Here is a 17342-nt window from a genome sequence, read left to right as displayed (position 1 = left end):
ACTCGCTCACTATCGCAGGGTGGTGGGGCCGAGCGGTGTGACGGGCGTCAACTTCCGGCGATCAATGAGATGCCGAGGGCGATCATGGTGGCGGCGACCAGGCCGTCCAGCACCCGCCATGCCCCGGTGCCGGCCAGGAACCGGCCGAGGAAGCGGCCGCCGAAGCCGAGCGCGGCGAACCAGGCGAGGCTGGCGAGCGCCGCGCCCAGCCCGAAGGTCCAGCGCAGCGCGCCCCGGTCGGCGGCGACGGAGCCGAGCAGGAAGACGGTGTCCAGGTAGACGTGCGGGTTGAGCCAGGTCAGCGCCAGGCAGGTGAGCACCGCCCGCCGCCGGGAGCCGGCCGCCCGCGCGCCGTCCGCCCGCAGCGCGCCGGCCGGCCGGAACACCCGCCGGGCGGCCAGCGCGCCGTACCCCAGCAGGAAGACGCCGCCGATCCAGCCGACGGCGGTCAGCGCGCCCGGCCAGGCCGCCACCAGGGCGCCGACCCCGCCGACACCCAGCGCGATCAGTACCGCGTCGGACAGGGCGCAGATCCCGACCACGGCGAATACCGCGTCCCGGCGGATGCCCTGGCGCAGCACGAAGGCGTTCTGGGCGCCGATGGCGACGATGAGGGACAGGCCGGTACCGAACCCGGCGGCCGCGGCGGTCAGGGCGTTGCTCATGGCCTCGACGCTAAGCGCGCGATCACCGCGCGTACAGCTAAAGATTCTTACGTATCTTTAGCTCTGATGAAGACAGCTGTGGTGGAGGCTCTCGCTGAGGTGACGGGATGACGACGGCGCTGGACGATCTGCCGCTGGACCAGGTGCGGACCCTGCTGGCGGTGGTGGACGAGGGGACGTTCGACGCCGCGGCGGCGGCGCTGCACGTGACCCCGTCGGCGGTGAGCCAGCGGGTGAAGGCGCTGGAGCAGCGCACCGGCCGGGTGCTGCTGCTGCGCACCAAGCCGGTGCGGCCGACACCGTCCGGCGCGGTCCTGGTGCGGCTGGCCCGGCAGGTGGCGTGGCTGGCCCGGGACGCGCACGCGGAGCTGGGGCTGAGCGGGGCCGGTGAGCCGGTCCGGGTGTCGGTGGCGGTGAACGCGGACTCGCTGGCGACCTGGTTCCTGGCCGCGCTCACCCGGGTGCCGCGCGATCCGCCGCTCTGCTTCGAGCTGCGCCGGGAGGACGAGACGCACACCGCCGCCCTGCTGCGGGAGGGCCTGGTGATGGCCGCGGTGACCTCGTCGCCGGACGCGGTGCCGGGCTGCTCGGTGCGGCCGCTCGGGCGGATGCGGTATCTCCCGGTGGCCGCACCGGAGTTCGCCGCCCGGTATCTGGGCGGTCCGCTGCGGGAGGCGCTCGGTGCGGCACCCGTGGTGACGTTCGACCGGCGCGACGACCTCCAGGACGGCTTCGTCCGCCGGCTGGGCGGCGCGGCCGCGAGCGCGGCACGGCACCAGGTGCCCACCTCGGAGGGGTTCGTCGAGGCCGTCGCCGCCGGACTGGGCTGGGGCGTGGTGCCCGAGCCGCAGGCCGAACCCCTGCTGCGGGCCGGCCGGCTGACCCAGCCGGCCCCCGGGACGACGGTCGACGTGCCGCTGTACTGGCAGCAGTGGAAGCTCGACTCACCGGCCCTGGCGGCGGTGGCCGAGGCGGTGGCGGCGGGCGCGGCCCGGGCACTGCGCCCGTAGGAACGCGCGGGAACTCCTTTGCCCGGAAGCGACTTTGCGGCCTCTGGCCCGTTTGGCCCCGGCGTCCACAGGTCACCCGAGGGTGAGCAACCGATTCCGTGCAGCGCGATACGACGATCGCAGGTGACTTTGATGGACGACTGGCGAGAGCACGCGGCCTGCCGCGACGAGGACCCCGACCTGTTCTTCCCGATCGGAACTTCCGGCCCGGCCCTGCTGCAGACCGAACAGGCGAAGGCGGTCTGCCATCGCTGCCCGGTCCGGGACCAGTGTCTGCGGTGGGCCCTGGACACGGGGCAGTCCATCGGTGTCTGGGGCGGGACCGACGAGAACGAACGCCGTGCCCTGAAGCGGCGGCTGGCCAACCGCCGGCGCACCGGCTGACCCGGCGAGCGAAGGGAGGTCCGCCATGACCGTCCGTACCCACCCGCGGGTGCGCCGTGTCTACGACCCGCCCGAGCCGGACGACGGGACTCGGGTCCTGGTGGACCGGCTGTGGCCGCGCGGCGTGAAGAAGGACGCGGCGCACGTGGACGAGTGGCCCAAGGACCTCACCCCGTCCACGGAACTGCGCCGCTGGTACCACGCGGGCCAGGGCTCCTTCGCCGAGTTCGCCGAGCGCTACCGGGCGGAGCTGGCCGCCCCGGCGGCCGCCGAGGCGCTCGGCAGAGTGAGAGAGCTGGCGGGCCAGGGTCCGGTGACGCTGCTGACCGCGGCCAAGGACCCGGCCCGCGGCCACGCCGCCGTCCTGGCCCGCCTGCTCGGCGCACGGTGACTCGACGCACGGTGAACGGACCGGCCGCTCAGCCCACCTGGCGAGCCGCCGCCCGCCCCGCCGCCCGCCCCGAGAAGAGGCAGCCGCCCAGGAAGGTGCCCTCCAGTGCGTTGTACCCGTGCACCCCGCCGCCGCCGAAGCCGGCCACCTCGCCGGCCGCGTACAGGCCCTCGACCGGGCTGCCGTCGGCGCCGAGGGCGCGGGAGTCCAGGTCGGTCTGGATGCCGCCGAGCGTCTTGCGGGTGAGGATGTGCAGCTTGACGCCGATCAGCGGGCCGGCCGCCGGGTCCAGGACCCGGTGCGGTGCCGCGACCCGGCCGATCCGGTCGCCGAGGTAGCGGCGGGCGTTGCGGATGCCCTGGACCTGGGAGTCCTTGCTGAACGGGTTGGCCAGCTGGAGGTCGCGGGCCTCGATCTGGCGGCGGACCGCGGCGGCGTCCAGGAGCGGCTTGCCGGTCAGGCCGTTCATCCGGTCCACGAGCTGTTCGAGGGTGGCCGCGGTCACGAAGTCGGCGCCCTCGCGCAGGAACGCGGCCACCGGCGCCGGGGCGCCCTTGCCGACGACCCGCTCGCGCAGGAAGGCCCCCCGGTCCTTGGCGGTGATGTCCGGGTTCTGCTCGGAGCCGGACAGCGCGAACTCCTTCTCGATCATCTTCCGGGTGAGCACGAACCAGGAGTGGTCGTACGCGGCGATGTCCTGGTCGGTGCGCAGGTGCCGCAGGGTGGAGAGGGTGTCGTAGCCGGGCAGGCAGGGGTCGGGCAGCCGGCGGCCGAGCGCGTCGAACCACAGCGGGGACGGGCCCGGCAGGATGCGGATGCCGTGGCCGGGCCAGACCGGGTCCCAGTTGCGGATGCCCTCGGTGTAGTGCCACATCCGGTCCCGGTTGACCAGCCGGGCCCCGGCCGCCGCGCTGATGTCCAGCATCCGGCCGTCGACGTAGGCGGGGACGCCGGTGACCATCTCGGCGGGCGGGGTGCCCAGGCGCGCGGGCCAGTGGCGGCGCACGATGTCGTGGTCGGCGCCGATGCCGCCGGAGGTGACGATCACGGCCTGTGCGGTCAGTTCGAACTCGCCGACCGGGTCGCGGTTGGAGGCGACTCCCCGGGGCGAGCCGTCCTCGGCGAGGACGGTGCCCCGTACGCCGCGCGCGGTGCCGCCCTCGACGACCAGTTCGTCGACCCGGTGGCGGTGGTGGAAGGTGAGCAGTCCGTCGCGCACCGCCTGCTTGGCGTACCCGGCGAACGGCTCGACCACGCCGGTGCCGGTGCCCCAGGCGATGTGGAAGCGGGGCACCGAGTTGCCGTGTCCGCCGGCCCTGAGGTCGCCGCGCTCGGCCCAGCCGACGGTGGGCAGCAGCTTGATGCCGTGCCCGTCCAGCCAGGACCGCTTCTCCCCCGCCGCGAACTCGACGTACGCCCGGGCCCAGCGCACCGCCCAGGAGTCCTCGTCGTCGGTCCGGTCGAAGCCGGCGCTGCCCTGCCAGTCGTTCCAGGCCAGCGCGAAGCTGTCCTTGACGCCGAGCCGCCGCTGCTCCGGGGAGTCGACGAGGAACAGCCCGCCGAACGACCAGAACGCCTGCCCGCCGAGGTTGGCGGCGTTCTCCTGGTCGACCAGGGCGACCCGGCGGCCCCGGCTGGTCAGCTCGTGGGCCGCGACCAGTCCCGCGAGGCCCGCTCCGACGACGATGACGTCGGCGTCCATGGCGACCGTCCCTTCTCGTGCACTCGGTTCGTTCAGCTGGTGAGCAGCGCGGTCAGCAGCCGCCCCAGCCAGACGCGGGCATGCTCCTCGTCCCGGTCCAGCAGTACTTGGGTGGTGACTCCGTCGTAGGCGGCGACCACCGCGCCGGCCGCGCCGTCGGCGTCGCCGAGCACGGCGGGCAGCGCGGTGCCGGCGCGGGCGAGCCGGCCGGCGATCGCGTGGCGCAGCCGGGCCCGGTGCGCCAGCAGGGTGCGGGCGACGGCCGGGTCGCGGGCGGCGTGGGTCAGGAAGTCGGTCTTGACCAGCAGCCAGTCCCGGTCGAGCAGCAGCACCTCGGTGACCCGGGCCACGGCGGCGGCCAGGTCCGGCCCGGGTCCGTCCTGGGCCAGCGCGCCGGCGACCTGCTCGGCGATCAGCTCGGCGCGTTCCCGGTACAGGGCGAAGAACAGCTCGTCGAGGCCGGCGAAGTTGGAGTAGAAGGCTCCCCGGCTGTATCCGGCGGCCGCGCTGACCTCCTCGATCGACACGTGCCCGAACCCCTTGGCGGCGAACACCGCGAACGCCGCCTCCAGCAGGTCGGCGCGCGTGCGCGCCCGGCGCCTGGTCACTCGTTCCGGCACGTCCGCCTCCGTTTCGATACGCGAACGTATCCGATGCACCGGCGTATGCGAACCCCGCGCACAGCACTTTCACGCCGGACCACTGATGGAACGCACGTTCGATTACGGGGTACGCTCGGAGCATGACCACGCACCTCCAGGGCTCCCTCTTCGACCAGACCGACCGGGCCCGGCCCGGCCCGCTGGACGCGGTCCGCCGCACCCGGCTGGGCTCCGGCGCCTGGATCGACGTGCTGCCCGGGTGGCTGAGCGGCGCCGACGCGCTGTTCGAGCGGCTCGCCGCCGAGGTGCCCTGGCGCGCGGAGCGGCGCGAGATGTACGACCGGGTGGTCGACGTCCCCCGGCTGCTGGCCTTCTACGGCGCCGCCGACCCGCTGCCCGACCCGGTGCTGGACGACGCCCGCGACGCCCTCACCGCGCACTACCGCGCGGAACTGGGCGAGCCGTTCCGCACCGCGGGGCTGTGCCACTACCGGGACGGCCGGGACAGCGTGGCCTGGCACGGCGACCGGACCGGCCGGGGCGCGCGGGAGGACACCATGGTCGCCATCCTCTCCCTGGGCACCCCCCGGGACCTGCTGCTGCGCCCGGTGGGCGGCGGGGACACGGTGCGCCGGCCGCTGGGGCACGGCGACCTGATCGTGATGGGCGGCTCCTGCCAGCGCACCTGGGAGCACTGCGTACCGAAGTCGGCGCGGGTCACCGGGGGCCGGATCAGCGTGCAGTTCCGCCCCCGCGGTGTGCGGTGACACTGGCGGGTCTGATTACCTGTCCCCGGCCCACCACCCCCCACCGGAACGCGGAGTGAGCGATGAGCGCCGACGTGCGACAGGTCGCGGACGGCACCTACCTGGTGCACGGCAGCAACACCAACTGGGTGATACTCACCGACGGGGACGCGGTGACGCTGGTCGACACCGGCTACCCGGGGGACCGGCAGGCGGTGCTCGACTCGCTGGCGGTGGTGGGGAGTTCGCCGCACGCGGTGGCGGCCGTCCTGATCACCCACGCGCACAACGACCACCTGGGCTCCGCCGAGTACCTGCGCGCCACGTACGGCACGCCGGTCCTGCTGCACGAGGCGGAAGTGCCGCACGCCCGGCGGGACTTCCTCCAGCAGGTCACCGTCCCGACCGTGCTGCGCAACGCCTGGCGGCCCGGCGTGCTGCCGTGGATCGCGCACGCCGCCCGCTCCGGCGGCACCGCGCAGCTGCCGGTCGCCGAGCCGCGGCCGTTCCCCGGGGCCGGTGCCCTGGACCTGCCCGGCCGGCCGGTCCCCGTGCACACTCCCGGGCACACCGACGGGCACTGCGCCTACCACCTGCCCGAGGCGGGGGTGGTGATCTCGGGCGACGCCCTGGTCACCGGCCATCCCATCGCCCGGACCCGGGGCCCGCAACTGCTGCCGGACATGTTCCACCACGAGCGGCCCCGCACGGTGGCGTCACTGGCGGTGTTCGAGGAGCTGGACGGCGACCTGCTGCTGCCCGGACACGGGCCGGCCCACCGCGGGTCCGTGCCGGCGGCCGCGCGGCGGGCCCGGGAACTGGCGTGCTGAGGAACACCCCGGACGGCTTAGAGTCGGGTCCATGGCCTTGCAGATCAGTGCCACCAACCCGGAGCACCCCGCGCTCCTGCTCGAACTCCCCTGGCACATCCCGCTGGAGGAGTGGCCCGACAAGCACCTCGTGCCGCTGCCGCGCGGCATCTCCCGGCACGTGGTGCGCTACGCGCGCGCCGGTGCCGAGATCGTCGCGGTCAAGGAGCTGGCCCAGCGGCCCGCGCTGCGCGAGTACGAGCTGCTGCGCGACCTGGACCGGCTCGGCATCCCGGCGGTGGACGCCCTCGGCGTGGTCACCGGCCGTACGGACGCGGCGGGCGAGCCGCTGGAGCCGGTGCTGATCACCCGGCACCTGGGCGGTTCGATGCCGTACCGGTCGATGTTCGAGACGACGCTGCGCCCGGCGACCATGCACCGGCTGATGGACGCCCTGGCGGTGCTGCTGGTGCGGCTGCACCTGGCCGGGTTCGCGTGGGGCGACTGCTCGCTGTCCAACACCCTGTTCCGGCGCGACGCGGGCGCCTACGCCGCCTATCTGGTGGACGCCGAGACCGGCGAGCTGCACCCCCGGCTGAGCGACGGCCAGCGGGACTACGACCTCGACCTCGCCCGCGTCAACATCAGCGGCGAACTGCTGGACCTGGAGGCGTCCGGCGCGCTGCACCCCTCGGTGGACGCCATCGAGTTCGGCACCGAGATCTGTGCCCGCTACCGGGACCTGTGGCAGGAGCTGACCCGGACCTCGGTGTACCCGGCGGGCAAGTACCACTACATAGAGCGGCGGATACGGCGGCTCAACGACCTCGGTTTCGACGTGGCGGAGATGCAGATCGAGCACGCTTCGGGCGGCGCCACCGTCACGTTCGTGCCCAAGGTGGTCGACGCCGGGCACCACCAGCGCCAACTGCTGCGGCTGACCGGCCTGGACGCCGAGGAGAACCAGGCCCGGCGGCTGCTGAACGACCTGGAGTCCTGGATGGCCACCCAGGACGACTACGCGCCCGGCGACCCTCCCCCTCTCTCTCAGCTGCGTTCGAGCCGGGGGGACCCCCATGGCGCCCGCCCGGAGGTGCTGGCCCACCGCTGGGTGCGCGAGGTGTTCCGGCCGACCGTGCGGGCGGTGCCCCGCGAGCTGCGCGGCTCGATGGACCCGGCGGAGATCTACCACGAGCTGCTGGAGCACCGCTGGTACCTGTCCGAGCAGGCCCAGCACGACATCGGCCTGGGCACCGCCGTCGAGGACTACACCGCCAACGTGCTGCCCAGGGCCCGGGAGACACTCCAGCCGACGGCCGAGGACTGACTCACGCGTGCGGGACGACGGCCACCGGGCAGCCCGCGTGGTGCAGCACCCCGTGCGCGACCGAGCCGATCCGGGCGCCCACGGCGGAGCGGCGGGCGCGGCGGCCGACCACCATCAGCTGGGCCCGCCCGGCCACCGACAGCAGGACCTGTCCGGCGCTGCCCATCTCCACGTGCTCGACCACGGACACCTCGGGGTAGCGCTCCCGCCACGGCTCCAGCGCCTCGGCGAGGGCCTTGTGCTCATAGGGTTCCAGGCCCCCGGCGTCGTCCAGCAGCTTGAGCGAGCCGGGGCTGTAGGAGAACAGCGGCGGCAGCGTCCAGGCCCGTACCGCGCGGACGGCGGCCCCGCGGGCGGCGGCCGCCTCGAACGCGAACCGCAGCACCTCGGCGCTGTCCGCCGGCTCGCCCTGCTGGCCCACGACGATCTCGTGCCCGGCCACCTCGTCGGCGGGCCGGTCCGCGCCGGCCCGGACCAGCACCACCGGCCGGGCGGCCTCGGCGATCACCTGCTGGCCCACCGAACCCAGCAGGAAGCCGACGACCGTACCGTGCCCGCGCGAGCCCAGCACCAGCGCGCCGGTGTCGGCCGCCGCGGCGACCAGCGCCCGCACCGGGTCACCCTCGACCACATCGGTGGTGACCTCCAGGCCGCGGTGCTGCCCGGTCACGGAGCCCACCGCGCGCGCCAGCGTCTCGCGCACCCAGCGCTCCTGCGCGGCCCGGTCGCCCGCCGGCTCCGCCTGCCGCGGCTCGAACCGCCAGGCGTGCACGACCCGCAGCGCCGCCCCGTGCCGGACCGCCTGCCGGGCCGCCCAGGCCAGTGCCGCCAGGCTCTCCTCCGATCCGTCCACCCCTGCCGTGATCGGGCGCGTCATGCGGTTCCTCCCTGCGTCGCGGTGATGGCCTGCGCGGCCAGTCTTCCCTACGCATGTCGGCAGCCGAGCCGGGGGCGGGCCCGCCCACCGGGCAACGCGTCCGGATCGGACATACGACGCGGGGGACGTATGGCACAGGCCGCCGAGACGGCACGGACCGCCATCATGACCGTAGTCGTAGAGCAGGGTCTCGAGGTAGATGACGGGGCGGGTGGCGGCTTCGGCGAGGCGTTCGTCCAGGCTGAGGTGGCGCCGGTAAGGGACGCGGAGCATCTGGCAGCGCACGGCTGCGGCCCAGGCTGGACGCATGGGTTCGGGGGTCATGACATCGGCGAGGAGTAGGCCGATGTCGATGGCTTTCGTGCCGAGCGGAGTCAGGCGCCGAGCGAGGATGGAGCGGGTGCCGACGTCGAGGGCGATGTTGTGGTGGTGGTTGTGGGTTGACCGCTGATCGCTGTGACGTGGCAGGGAGGTCGGCGGGTCAGTGCTGTCGGTTCAGACCCGCGCGGGAAGCGTCAGCGGCGTGAAGTCCGGGCGCCGCGTCTCGTACTCCTCGATCTCCGCGATGTGGTTCATCGTCAGCGAGATGTCGTCCAGGCCATTGAGCAGCCGGTGCCGGGCCACGTCGTCGAAGTCGAAGGGAAATGTCTCGTCGCCCGCACGGACCTGACGCTCGACAAGGTCGACGGTGACCTGTGCCTGCGGGTCCTGCTCGGTCAGCGTCCAGATCTGCTCGACCTGGTGCTGCGGCAGGATCACCGTGAGCAGTCCGCGCTTGAGGGAGTTGCCGCGGAAGATGTCCGCGAAGCGGGAGGAGATGACCACTGCGAAGCCGTACTCCTGCAGTGCCCACACCGCGTGCTCACGCGAGGAGCCGGTGGCGAAGTCGGGACCCGCGACGACGATGTCGGCACCCTGCCGCTCGGGGTGGTTGAGTACGAAGTCCGGGTCGTCGCGCCAAGCAGAGAAGAGGCCCTCGGCGAAGCCCGTGCGGGTGACGAGTTCCATGAAGGAAGCCGGGATGATCTGGTCGGTGTCGACATTGGAGCGCCGCAGCGGCATCACGCGGCCGGTGTGAACGGTGAATTTCTGCATGGTAGTCGGTCCTTCTTCAGCGGTAAGCGGCAGGGGAAGCGGCGCTCGTCAACCCAGATCGGCGGGAGCGGTGAGCCGCCCCGTGACGGCGGTGGCCGCGGCGACCGGCGGGGAGACCAGATGAGTACGTCCGCCCTTACCCTGCCGTCCCTCGAAGTTGCGGTTGGAGGTCGAGGCCGAACGCTGGCCGGGGGCGAGCTTGTCGGGGTTCATGCCCAGGCACATCGAGCAGCCGGCGAACCGCCAGTCGGCGCCCGCCTCCTTGAAGACCTTGTCGATTCCTTCTGCCTCCGCCTGTAGCCGCACCTTTGCCGAACCGGGAACGACTAGCATGCTCACACTGTCTGCGACCCTGCGGCCCTTGAGCACGTCGGCCGCGACCCGCACGTCCTCGATGCGGCCGTTGGTGCACGAGCCCAGGAAGACGGTGTCGACGGCGACGTCACGCAGCGGGGTGCCGGCCGCGAGGCCCATGTAGGCCAGGGCCTTCTCCGCCGCGGCCCGCTTCTCGTCGTCCTCGAAGGAAGCCGGGTCGGGGACGCTCGCGCCGCGCGGGGCACCCTGGCCAGGGTTGGTGCCCCAGGTGACGTACGGGCTCAGCTCTGTGGCGTCGATGACGACTTCGCGGTCGAAGGCGGCGTCCTTGTCCGTACGGAAAGTCGTCCAGTATTCGACCGCGCGGTCCCAGTCACCCTCGGACGGGGCGTGCGGGCGGCCCTTGAGGTACGCGAACGTCGTCTCGTCGGGGGCCACGAGGCCCGCGCGCGCCCGCCTCGATGGACATGTTGCAGACCGTGAGCCGACCCTCCATGCTCAGCTGCCGGATGGCCTCGCCACGGTATTCGATCACGTGGCCCTGGCCGCCGGCGGTGCCAATCTCGGAGATCACCGCGAGGATGATGTCCTTCGCGGTGACACCGGGCGGCGGGGTGCCCTCGACGGTGACCGACATCGTCCTGAAGGGTGTCATCGGCAACGTCTGGGTGGCCAGCACATGTTCGACCTGCGAGGTGCCGATCCCGAAGGAGAGACAGCCGAAGGCACCCAGGGTCGAGGTGTGCGAGTCACCGCACACCAGTGTCATGCCGGGGTGGGCCAGGCCGAGCTGGGCACCGACGACGAACACGATGCCCTGGTCGAGGTCGCCCAGAGAGTGGACGCGTACGCCGAACTCCTCGCAGTTGGCCCGCAGAGTCTCCAACTGCGCGCATGAGAGCGGGTCTTCGATCTGCGTGAGGCTCGTGGTGGGGACGTTGTGGTCCTCGGTGGCGATGGTGAGATCCGGGCGGCGCACGGGGCGGCCCGCCTCACGCAGGCCACCGAACGCCTGCGGGCTGGTCACCTCGTGAAGCATGTGCGGATCGATGTGGAGGAGGTCCGGCTCCCCCGGCGCGCGCCGCACCACATGCGTGTCCCACAGCTTCTCGGCGAGTGTCCGCCCCACGATCGTCCGTCCCATCGTGCCCGTATCACCATCCGAGACACTGTGTCTCAACTGGCGTACACCATAGTTCACTTGACCCGATACCCAACACCCATCTCCGTCTCACACTGCGGGATATTTGTCTCGTATTGCAGACTTCACGCCTCTGACCTGCATACGTTCGAAACTCAATACACCATCTTCAAGTTGCGACCGCCCCGAGAAGGGAGAGGCTCATGCGCAACACGACGGGCTTTCTGGGGATCTGCCTGGGCTATTTCGCCGTCATCCTCGACGGCAGCGTGCTCAATGTGGCGATCCCCGATCTACGTCACGACCTGGGCGCCTCCATGGCCCAGGCCCAATGGGCCATCAAACGGCTACAAGCTCGTCCTGGCAGCCCTACTGCTCGCCGGAGGTTCGCTGGGCCACCGGTTCGGCCTGCGCCGCTCACTCTGCGCCGGGCTCGTACTGTTCACCCTTGCCTCCGCGGCGTGCAGCCTCGCCCCCTCCCCGGCCGTACTCATCGCGGCACGCGCGGTGCAGGGCTTGGGCGCGAGCGCCCTGCTGCGCGCGACCCTCGCGCTGATCCCGCATGTCTTCCCCGACAAGGCGCGGCGCGAGAAGGCCGCCGTCGTGTGGGTGGCAACCTCCGCGATCGCCGTCGCCGCAGGTCCGCTGGTCGGCGGAGCGCGCGTGGACTCCTTCGGCTGGCGCAGCATCTTCCTGATCAACGCCCTGGCGTGCACGCTGAGTTGGATCATGGTGATGCTCTGCCTGAAGCCGAACGAGCAGGGCACCGCCCGGGTCGGTCTGCCGGGGCAGCTCCTCGGCATGAGCGCGCTCGGTCTGATCACCGGGGCCCTCATCGCGGGCGGCGCACTCGGCTGGTCGGCGCCACTGACGCTCGGCCTGTTCGCCGCGGGAGTGGCAGCCGGGCTGCTTTTCACCGTCGTGGAGCGCCGGGTTCACTCGCCGCTGCTGCCGCTGTCCTTCTTCTCGTACCGAATGCGCACGTCCGCTCTGCTCAGTCTGGGATTCACCGGATTCCTCTCCTACGGGGCGCTGTTCGTGATGTCTCTCTACTTCCAGCAGGCCCGTGGCTGGACTCCGGGCGCCACCGGCCGGGCACTGCTCCCGATGACCGTCGGCACGGTTCTGGCCCCCTTCTTCCTCTACCGGCCACTGTCCAAGCGCTTCGGGCACCCGGTCATGATGGTCACCGGCTTCACGACGATGCTGCTCGGCGCTCTCACCCTGTACGGCACCGACGCGTCGACGCCGCACAGCCGCATCGCCATCGGCATCTTCCTCATCGACTGCGGTTCCACCTTCACGCCGTCCGCCGCCGCGTCGATCGTGGTGTCCAGCACTCCCCCCGAACAGTCGGGACTCGCCTCCGGCGTACAGAACACCCTGCGCCAGAGCGGTGGACTCATTTCCGTCGCCGTCTTCGGCTCGATCCTCAACACCTCCGACTTCACCGGGCGGATGGGGGCGGCCCTCTCCGTCACGACAGCGGCCGCACTTCTCGGCATCAGCACCGGGATCGCCGCCGTCCGCGGTGAGCGGGCCAGCCGGCAGGGCATCCCGGGCGCCGGAGGAAATTCCTTGACGACCGCGTCGGCCACCACCAACACCACTTCGCCACAGCGCCGTTCCTGAGGCCCGCGGTCGGCGCCACAGAAGAGAACAGAGAAAGGACCCCTCCATGAGACGCTGGCTGATTCTTGCGCTGGGCACCGGAGCACAGACTGTCGCCTGTGTCTTTGTCTACGGACTGCCCTACATGTCCGACGAGTTGCGTCGCAACAGTTCCCTGAGTCTTAGTCAGGTCGGGCTCGTCGTCGCCTGCCCCACCGCCGGCCTGGTCCTTGCCCTGGTCGCCTGGGGCGCGCTGGCCGACCGCATCGGCGAGCGCATCGTCATCACAGCAGGCCTGACAGCGACCGCGGCGCTCCTCGCCCTTGGCACTCAGGTATCGGGCCTGGTCCCACTGGGTCTCCTCTTCGCCCTGTCCGGGGCCGCCGGCGCCTCGGTGTACGCGGCCAGCGGCCGCCTGGTGATGGGCTGGTTCTCCGCCAAGGAGCGCGGCCTTGCGATGGGGATCCGCCAGACGTCGACGCCGTTGGGCATGGGCGTCGCGGCGCTGTGCATCCCGAGGCTCTCGGAATCCTTCGGGGTACGAGGCCCGGGGGTCTTCTGCGCCGCACTGTGTGCATTGTTCGCCCTCCTGGTGGGCGCACTGACGGTCAACCCTGCTCGAGACACGTCGAGTTCGGGGACCAGGCCCGAGGAGGGGTCTGGCAATCCCTACCGCAGCCCTTCCCTGTGGCGCCTCCATGGAACGAGTGCCCTGCTGTGTGTCCCGCAGTTCACGGCGAGCGCCTTCGCCCTGGTCTTCCTGGTCGACGTGCGCGGTTACGGCGCCGTCGCGGCCGGTCAGCTCCTCGCCTTCGCCCAGGTACTCGGTGCCCTCTCCCGTGTGGTGGCGGGCCGCTGGTCCGACCGTGTCGCCAGCCGCGTACGCCCCATGCGTCAACTGGCCTACACCACAGCCGCAGTGCTCTGCCTGACCGCCCTGGGTGCGGTGTGGCCCACACCGGCCTCGGACGTTCTGCTGGTCATCGCGTGCGGGATCACGGCGAGCACCAACGGCCTGGCCTTCACGGCGGTCGCGGAACTCGCGGGACGCTCCTGGTCCGGCCGTGCCATGGGAATCCAGAACACCGGCCAGAACGTGACAGCTTCCCTGACCCCGCCCCTGATCGGCGCCTTGATCGGCGCCGCAGGCTACGCCGCGGGCTTCGGGCTGGCGGCGGTCATCGCGGGCGCAGCGGCGCTGGCCGTGCCCGTACCGAAGCGCGAGCGGTCGGCCGAGCAGACATCAGGCGACTCCGGACAGGTGGAGCCCGCCAAGGGGTCTGTCTGAAGCGGCAGATGCGGGAGAAGATACGCGAGATCGTGGCCGATGTGCTGGAGGCCGAGCCCGCCGACGAGAGCAGCTTCGCCGACGACTTCGAGGCCGATTCCCTGCTCGTCATCGAAATCTTCTCCCGCTTCGAACGTGACCTCGGCATCAAGATCCCGCAGGACGAGCTGACCGAGCTGGACGATCTTCCGACCGCTTACGCCCTGGTGGAGAAGCGCGTGGCGGCGGAGGACGTCCGTGGCTGAACACGGCCGCCGCAGAGTCGCTGTCACCGGACTGGGGGCCATCAGCTCGCTCGGGCACGACGCTGACAGCGTCGTGAACGCCATCCGGTCCGGGCAGTCCGGGGTCGCTCCGATCGAGCGGTTCGACTCCACAGGATTCGAGCGTCTCCTCGCCGGAGAGGTCCGGGGATTCGCCCCGGCACGGCACTTGAAGTCGCCGGATGCCCCGCACTGGGGTCGCAGTGCCCAGCTCGCCGCGGCGGCGGCCCGAGGGGCGGTCCTCAACTCGGGGATCTCACCGGAATTTCTCAGCCAGGAACGCACCGTCAGCTGTTTCGGCACCACGAACGGTGAGTCCCAGGCCATGGAGCGCCTATCCGCCCAATGGGTGGAGGGCGCGGGGGAGCAGCTGGATCCGCGGCTCATCCCCCAGGTCGACCCGGGCAGCATCTCCACCGCGGTCTCCGTCGAACTCGCCCTCGGGGGTGCGGCGGTGACGTGACCAGGAACTGGTCGGCCTGCTGTTCGCATCGGTACTGGGCGCCGACCAGAACGTGCTGTCCGTACTGACCAAGGTCGTCTATTCGCTGCTCTGTGCCCCTTCGCTCTACAGCAGGCTCGTAGCGGATCCGGACCTCGTCCCCAAGGCGGTCGAGGAGCTGATCCGGCTGATACCGCTCGGCACCATCTCCACCTTCCCGCGGGTGGCGCGCCACGATGTCGAGCTCATCGAAGGCCGCATCATGGCGGGCGACCTCGTCTACGCGGACGCCTTCGCGGCGAACCGCGATCCCGAAGCCTTCTCCGACCCGCTGGTCATCGACCTGGACCGGGAGGGCAAGCGGCATCTGCAGTTCGGCTACGGGATGCATCACTGCATGGGCGCGGCCCTGGCCCGGATGCAGATCAACACCCCTGCTGTCGCATCTGGTGCGGGAGTTCCCGGCCCTGACCCTGGACGCCGATCCGGCCGAACTGCCGTGGGACCACGGGACGCTGCTGCGCCGGCCGACGTCACTTCCGGTGCGCTGGTAGGCCGGGGTTCGCGCGAACGAGGTCCAGGAGGCCCGGGAATCGGGCCTCCAGGTCCTCGTGGCGCAGGTGTGCCTTGCGGCTGTTGCCGCGGTCGACCTGCCGAATCAGGCCCGCCTCCCGCATGATGCGGAAGTGGTGGCTGAGCGTGGACTTGGAGATGTCGAAGCCGAAGGACGAGCAGTTGCGTTCGGTGCCCACCTCTTCCCGTACGAACGTGGAGATGACCTCGTAGCGCAACGGGTCCGCCAGTGCGCTGAGCACCATGCGGAGGTCCATCTCCTCGCGACCGGGGTGGCCTTCCTCGTCGGGCATCGCCCTCTCCCGTCCCTTGTTTCGTCCGGGAAACAACCCCGGCCCGAAGGTTCCACTTGCATCGTACCTCCCCACCTGCCACTCTCAGGTTCGGAAAATTTCTAACCTTGGGCCGACTGTCGGCCCACCTTTGGAGTTCACCCATGTCAGCAGTCACCGACGCCGCACCGGACTCCCCATCCGGCTCGCCTGCCAACGGCCCTGACGGAGCGCCGGCCAAAAGCCCCCGGCAGACACTCACCCTTGTCGCCGTCCTGCTCGCCGTGTTCGTCGTCCCCACGTCGATTTCCGGCACCGGTGTCGCACTCCCATCCGTTGCGACCGGGCTGCACGCGAGCGTCGGCCCCGTGCAGTGGGTCGCCAACGCCTTCAACGTGGCCTTCGCCTGCTTCACCCTCGTCTGGGGCTCCATCGCGGACATCATCGGCCGCGTCAAGGCGTTCGCACTCGGTGCCGCCGTCTTCACCCTCGCTTCCGTCGGCAGCATCTTCGCCGCGAACATCTACGTTCTCGATGCCGCCCGCGCCCTCGCAGGACTCGGCGGTGCCGCGATCTTCGCCTGTGGCAGCGCCATCCTGTCCACCGTCTTCGACGGCCCAGCTCGCGCCAAAGCCTTCGCGCTCTTCGGCACCGTCGCGGGCATCGGCATCTCCGCCGGCCCGTCCATCTCCGGCACCCTCGTGGAGAACGCGGGCTGGCGCTGGGTGTTCGTCCTGCACGCGGTGGCTCTCGCCGTCGTCCTGGCGCTGGTGCCCATCATCGCGCGCCAAACCCGGGAGGAGCGCAAGAAGGGCGCCCGGATCGACGTGCTGGGCAGCCTCGTGTTCATCGTCGCGATGTTCCTGCTGACCTGCGGCATCGTTCAGGGGTCCCAGTGGGGTTGGGGCAGCGTGGGAGTGCTCGTGCTGTTCGCCGGGGCCATCGTGGCGCTCGTCGTGTTCACCTCGGTGGAAAAGCGCCGGGAGCAGCCCATGCTCGACCTGGCGCTGCTCCGCAATCGCCGCTTCGTGGCGCTGTGTCTGGTCCCGGTCGCCGGCTCCTTCGGCTTCGTGACCATGCTGACGTACCTGCCCAGCTATCTCACCGCCGCCGGCGGCTACAGCACGGGCACCGCTGGACTGATCATGGTCCTGCTCACCGTCCCGATGCTGATCTGCCCCCTGCTCGCGGCCCGGCTGGTCTCCCGCGGCGTCCCCGCCATGCGGATCATCTACGTCAGCATCGCCTGCCTGATCGTCGGCGACCTCGGGCTCATGCTCTACTCGCCCGAGGTCTCGATCGCCACCGTCGCCTTCCCCATGCTCGTCACCGGTGCGGGCATGGCCCTCGCCGCCGGCCTTGTCGACGGGCAGGCGCTGGAGATGGTGGCTCCCGAGCAGGCCGGCATGGCGGCTGGGTTCCTCAACACTCTGCGGCTGGGCAGTGAAGCCGTCGCCGTGGCTGTCTACGCCTCCCTCCTGACAACGACCGTCTCCTCCAAAGTCCGTGACGGAATCAGCGCGTTCCCCTTCCACGGCAACTCCGGCACTCTTGCCGGGGAGGTCTCTGTCGGTGACATCAGCGGCCCTGTCGGCCGGATGGCGGCATCCAGCCGCGACGCCTTCGGAGACTTCCTCGTCAACACCTACGACGGAGCCTTCCACAACGTCCTGTGGATCCTTGCCGCGATCTGCCTCGTTCTCCTCGTCGCCATCGCGTCGATGCTGCGCGGATCCGAAAGCGACTGTTCGGCAGCAGAATGACGAGCGAGGTCCCCACCGAACGGCAACAGCAGATTCTGCGTGCGCCTCGAAACCGCACGATGGCGC

General features: G+C 71.3%; 17 protein-coding genes and 2 pseudogenes. 12 read left to right on the top strand and 7 right to left on the bottom strand.

Annotation, left to right across the window (positions count from 1 at the left end):
- Nucleotides 1-47: 47 nt before the first annotated feature.
- A complete protein-coding gene (locus AB0G32_RS23880) occupies nt 48-665 on the bottom strand; it encodes a LysE family transporter (RefSeq protein WP_361166679.1) in 618 nt (205 codons plus the stop codon).
- 107 nt (nt 666-772) lie between these two features.
- Here AB0G32_RS23880 and AB0G32_RS23875 point away from each other — a divergent pair, with 107 nt between their 5' ends.
- The 3 genes from AB0G32_RS23875 (at nt 773) to AB0G32_RS23865 (ending at nt 2450) form a co-directional block, all read left to right on the top strand.
- The gene (locus AB0G32_RS23875; protein WP_361166676.1) at nt 773-1675 is read left to right on the top strand and encodes a LysR family transcriptional regulator ArgP; all 903 of its coding nucleotides are present in this window, start codon (nt 773-775) and stop codon (nt 1673-1675) included.
- 132 nt (nt 1676-1807) lie between these two features.
- Nucleotides 1808-2059 carry a WhiB family transcriptional regulator gene (locus AB0G32_RS23870; protein ID WP_361166673.1) on the top strand — a complete coding sequence of 84 codons (252 nt, stop codon included), beginning with the start codon at nt 1808-1810 and terminating at the stop codon, nt 2057-2059.
- 25 nt (nt 2060-2084) lie between these two features.
- Complete coding sequence (locus AB0G32_RS23865; RefSeq protein WP_361166670.1) at nt 2085-2450, top strand: DUF488 family protein; 366 nt, start codon at nt 2085-2087, stop codon at nt 2448-2450.
- 28 nt (nt 2451-2478) lie between these two features.
- On the opposite strand, the gene AB0G32_RS23860 is transcribed toward AB0G32_RS23865, so the two are convergent.
- Together AB0G32_RS23860 and AB0G32_RS23855 are read right to left on the bottom strand one after the other, a co-directional pair.
- On the bottom strand, nt 2479-4152 hold the full coding sequence (locus AB0G32_RS23860) for an FAD-binding dehydrogenase (RefSeq protein WP_361166667.1): 1674 nt from the start codon (nt 4150-4152) through the stop codon (nt 2479-2481).
- Between the two features lie 32 nt (nt 4153-4184).
- Nucleotides 4185-4772: a helix-turn-helix domain-containing protein gene (locus AB0G32_RS23855; protein WP_361166664.1), complete on the bottom strand. Its 588-nt coding sequence runs from the start codon at nt 4770-4772 to the stop codon at nt 4185-4187.
- Nucleotides 4773-4894: 122 nt separating this feature from the next.
- Here AB0G32_RS23855 and AB0G32_RS23850 point away from each other — a divergent pair, with 122 nt between their 5' ends.
- From AB0G32_RS23850 to AB0G32_RS23840, 3 genes are all read left to right on the top strand, one after another.
- Nucleotides 4895-5521: an alpha-ketoglutarate-dependent dioxygenase AlkB gene (locus AB0G32_RS23850; protein WP_361166661.1), complete on the top strand. Its 627-nt coding sequence runs from the start codon at nt 4895-4897 to the stop codon at nt 5519-5521.
- A 62-nt stretch (nt 5522-5583) separates the two neighbouring features.
- Nucleotides 5584-6330 (top strand): MBL fold metallo-hydrolase, encoded by a 747-nt coding sequence (locus AB0G32_RS23845; protein ID WP_361166658.1) that lies wholly within the window; start codon nt 5584-5586, stop codon nt 6328-6330.
- A 31-nt stretch (nt 6331-6361) separates the two neighbouring features.
- Nucleotides 6362-7636 (top strand): DUF4032 domain-containing protein, encoded by a 1275-nt coding sequence (locus AB0G32_RS23840; RefSeq protein WP_361166655.1) that lies wholly within the window; start codon nt 6362-6364, stop codon nt 7634-7636.
- Nucleotide 7637: 1 nt separating this feature from the next.
- On the opposite strand, the gene AB0G32_RS23835 is transcribed toward AB0G32_RS23840, so the two are convergent.
- From AB0G32_RS23835 to leuC, 3 genes and pseudogenes are all read right to left on the bottom strand, one after another.
- On the bottom strand, nt 7638-8513 hold the full coding sequence (locus AB0G32_RS23835; RefSeq protein WP_361166652.1) for a universal stress protein: 876 nt from the start codon (nt 8511-8513) through the stop codon (nt 7638-7640).
- Nucleotides 8514-9008: 495 nt separating this feature from the next.
- Nucleotides 9009-9608 carry a 3-isopropylmalate dehydratase small subunit gene (gene leuD / locus AB0G32_RS23830; protein WP_361166649.1) on the bottom strand — a complete coding sequence of 200 codons (600 nt, stop codon included), beginning with the start codon at nt 9606-9608 and terminating at the stop codon, nt 9009-9011.
- A gap of 48 nt (nt 9609-9656) precedes the next feature.
- Nucleotides 9657-11052, bottom strand: a pseudogene (gene leuC, locus AB0G32_RS23825) (3-isopropylmalate dehydratase large subunit).
- A 288-nt stretch (nt 11053-11340) separates the two neighbouring features.
- Between leuC and AB0G32_RS23820 the strand changes: the two are divergent.
- The 5 genes and pseudogenes from AB0G32_RS23820 to AB0G32_RS23800 all read left to right on the top strand — a co-directional run.
- The gene (locus AB0G32_RS23820) at nt 11341-12696 is read left to right on the top strand and encodes an MFS transporter (RefSeq protein ID WP_361166646.1); all 1356 of its coding nucleotides are present in this window, start codon (nt 11341-11343) and stop codon (nt 12694-12696) included.
- 46 nt (nt 12697-12742) lie between these two features.
- Nucleotides 12743-13963 carry an MFS transporter gene (locus tag AB0G32_RS23815; protein ID WP_361166643.1) on the top strand — a complete coding sequence of 407 codons (1221 nt, stop codon included), beginning with the start codon at nt 12743-12745 and terminating at the stop codon, nt 13961-13963.
- An 8-nt stretch (nt 13964-13971) separates the two neighbouring features.
- Nucleotides 13972-14208 (top strand): phosphopantetheine-binding protein, encoded by a 237-nt coding sequence (locus tag AB0G32_RS23810; protein ID WP_361166640.1) that lies wholly within the window; start codon nt 13972-13974, stop codon nt 14206-14208.
- Nucleotides 14201-14689, top strand: a complete 489-nt coding sequence (locus AB0G32_RS23805; RefSeq protein WP_361166637.1) for a beta-ketoacyl synthase N-terminal-like domain-containing protein — start codon at nt 14201-14203, stop codon at nt 14687-14689. The genes AB0G32_RS23810 and AB0G32_RS23805 overlap by 8 nt, the downstream gene beginning before the upstream one ends.
- Before the next feature lie 52 nt (nt 14690-14741).
- A pseudogene (locus AB0G32_RS23800) lies at nt 14742-15038 on the top strand (cytochrome P450); the annotation flags it as partial.
- A gap of 163 nt (nt 15039-15201) precedes the next feature.
- Here AB0G32_RS23800 and AB0G32_RS23795 read toward each other — a convergent pair.
- The gene (locus AB0G32_RS23795; RefSeq protein WP_361166634.1) at nt 15202-15534 is read right to left on the bottom strand and encodes a helix-turn-helix domain-containing protein; all 333 of its coding nucleotides are present in this window, start codon (nt 15532-15534) and stop codon (nt 15202-15204) included.
- 143 nt (nt 15535-15677) lie between these two features.
- Between AB0G32_RS23795 and AB0G32_RS23790 the strand changes: the two genes are divergently transcribed.
- Nucleotides 15678-17276: an MFS transporter gene (locus tag AB0G32_RS23790; protein WP_361166631.1), complete on the top strand. Its 1599-nt coding sequence runs from the start codon at nt 15678-15680 to the stop codon at nt 17274-17276.
- The last annotated feature ends 66 nt before the right edge of the window (nt 17277-17342 follow it).

The sequence above is a fragment of the Streptomyces sp. NPDC023723 genome (genome assembly GCF_040639815.1).
Taxonomy (GTDB): domain Bacteria; phylum Actinomycetota; class Actinomycetes; order Streptomycetales; family Streptomycetaceae; genus Streptomyces.
The sequence above is the reverse complement of the archived record's forward strand: the minus strand, read 5'-3'. Positions and strand labels throughout refer to the sequence as shown.

Excerpts from the sequence above, each read along its gene's own strand:
- AB0G32_RS23880 (WP_361166679.1), bottom strand. The coding sequence starts at position 665 with ATGAGCAACGCCCTGACCGCCGCGGCCGCCGGGTTCGGTACCGGCCTG.
- AB0G32_RS23875 (WP_361166676.1), top strand. The coding sequence starts at position 773 with ATGACGACGGCGCTGGACGATCTGCCGCTGGACCAGGTGCGGACCCTG.
- AB0G32_RS23870 (WP_361166673.1), top strand. The coding sequence starts at position 1,808 with ATGGACGACTGGCGAGAGCACGCGGCCTGCCGCGACGAGGACCCCGAC.
- AB0G32_RS23865 (WP_361166670.1), top strand. The coding sequence starts at position 2,085 with ATGACCGTCCGTACCCACCCGCGGGTGCGCCGTGTCTACGACCCGCCC.
- AB0G32_RS23860 (WP_361166667.1), bottom strand. The coding sequence starts at position 4,152 with ATGGACGCCGACGTCATCGTCGTCGGAGCGGGCCTCGCGGGACTGGTC.
- AB0G32_RS23850 (WP_361166661.1), top strand. The coding sequence starts at position 4,895 with ATGACCACGCACCTCCAGGGCTCCCTCTTCGACCAGACCGACCGGGCC.
- AB0G32_RS23845 (WP_361166658.1), top strand. The coding sequence starts at position 5,584 with ATGAGCGCCGACGTGCGACAGGTCGCGGACGGCACCTACCTGGTGCAC.
- AB0G32_RS23840 (WP_361166655.1), top strand. The coding sequence starts at position 6,362 with ATGGCCTTGCAGATCAGTGCCACCAACCCGGAGCACCCCGCGCTCCTG.
- AB0G32_RS23835 (WP_361166652.1), bottom strand. The coding sequence starts at position 8,513 with ATGACGCGCCCGATCACGGCAGGGGTGGACGGATCGGAGGAGAGCCTG.
- leuD (WP_361166649.1), bottom strand. The coding sequence starts at position 9,608 with ATGCAGAAATTCACCGTTCACACCGGCCGCGTGATGCCGCTGCGGCGC.
- AB0G32_RS23820 (WP_361166646.1), top strand. The coding sequence starts at position 11,341 with ATGTGGCGATCCCCGATCTACGTCACGACCTGGGCGCCTCCATGGCCC.
- AB0G32_RS23815 (WP_361166643.1), top strand. The coding sequence starts at position 12,743 with ATGAGACGCTGGCTGATTCTTGCGCTGGGCACCGGAGCACAGACTGTC.
- AB0G32_RS23810 (WP_361166640.1), top strand. The coding sequence starts at position 13,972 with ATGCGGGAGAAGATACGCGAGATCGTGGCCGATGTGCTGGAGGCCGAG.
- AB0G32_RS23795 (WP_361166634.1), bottom strand. The coding sequence starts at position 15,534 with ATGCCCGACGAGGAAGGCCACCCCGGTCGCGAGGAGATGGACCTCCGC.
- AB0G32_RS23790 (WP_361166631.1), top strand. The coding sequence starts at position 15,678 with ATGTCAGCAGTCACCGACGCCGCACCGGACTCCCCATCCGGCTCGCCT.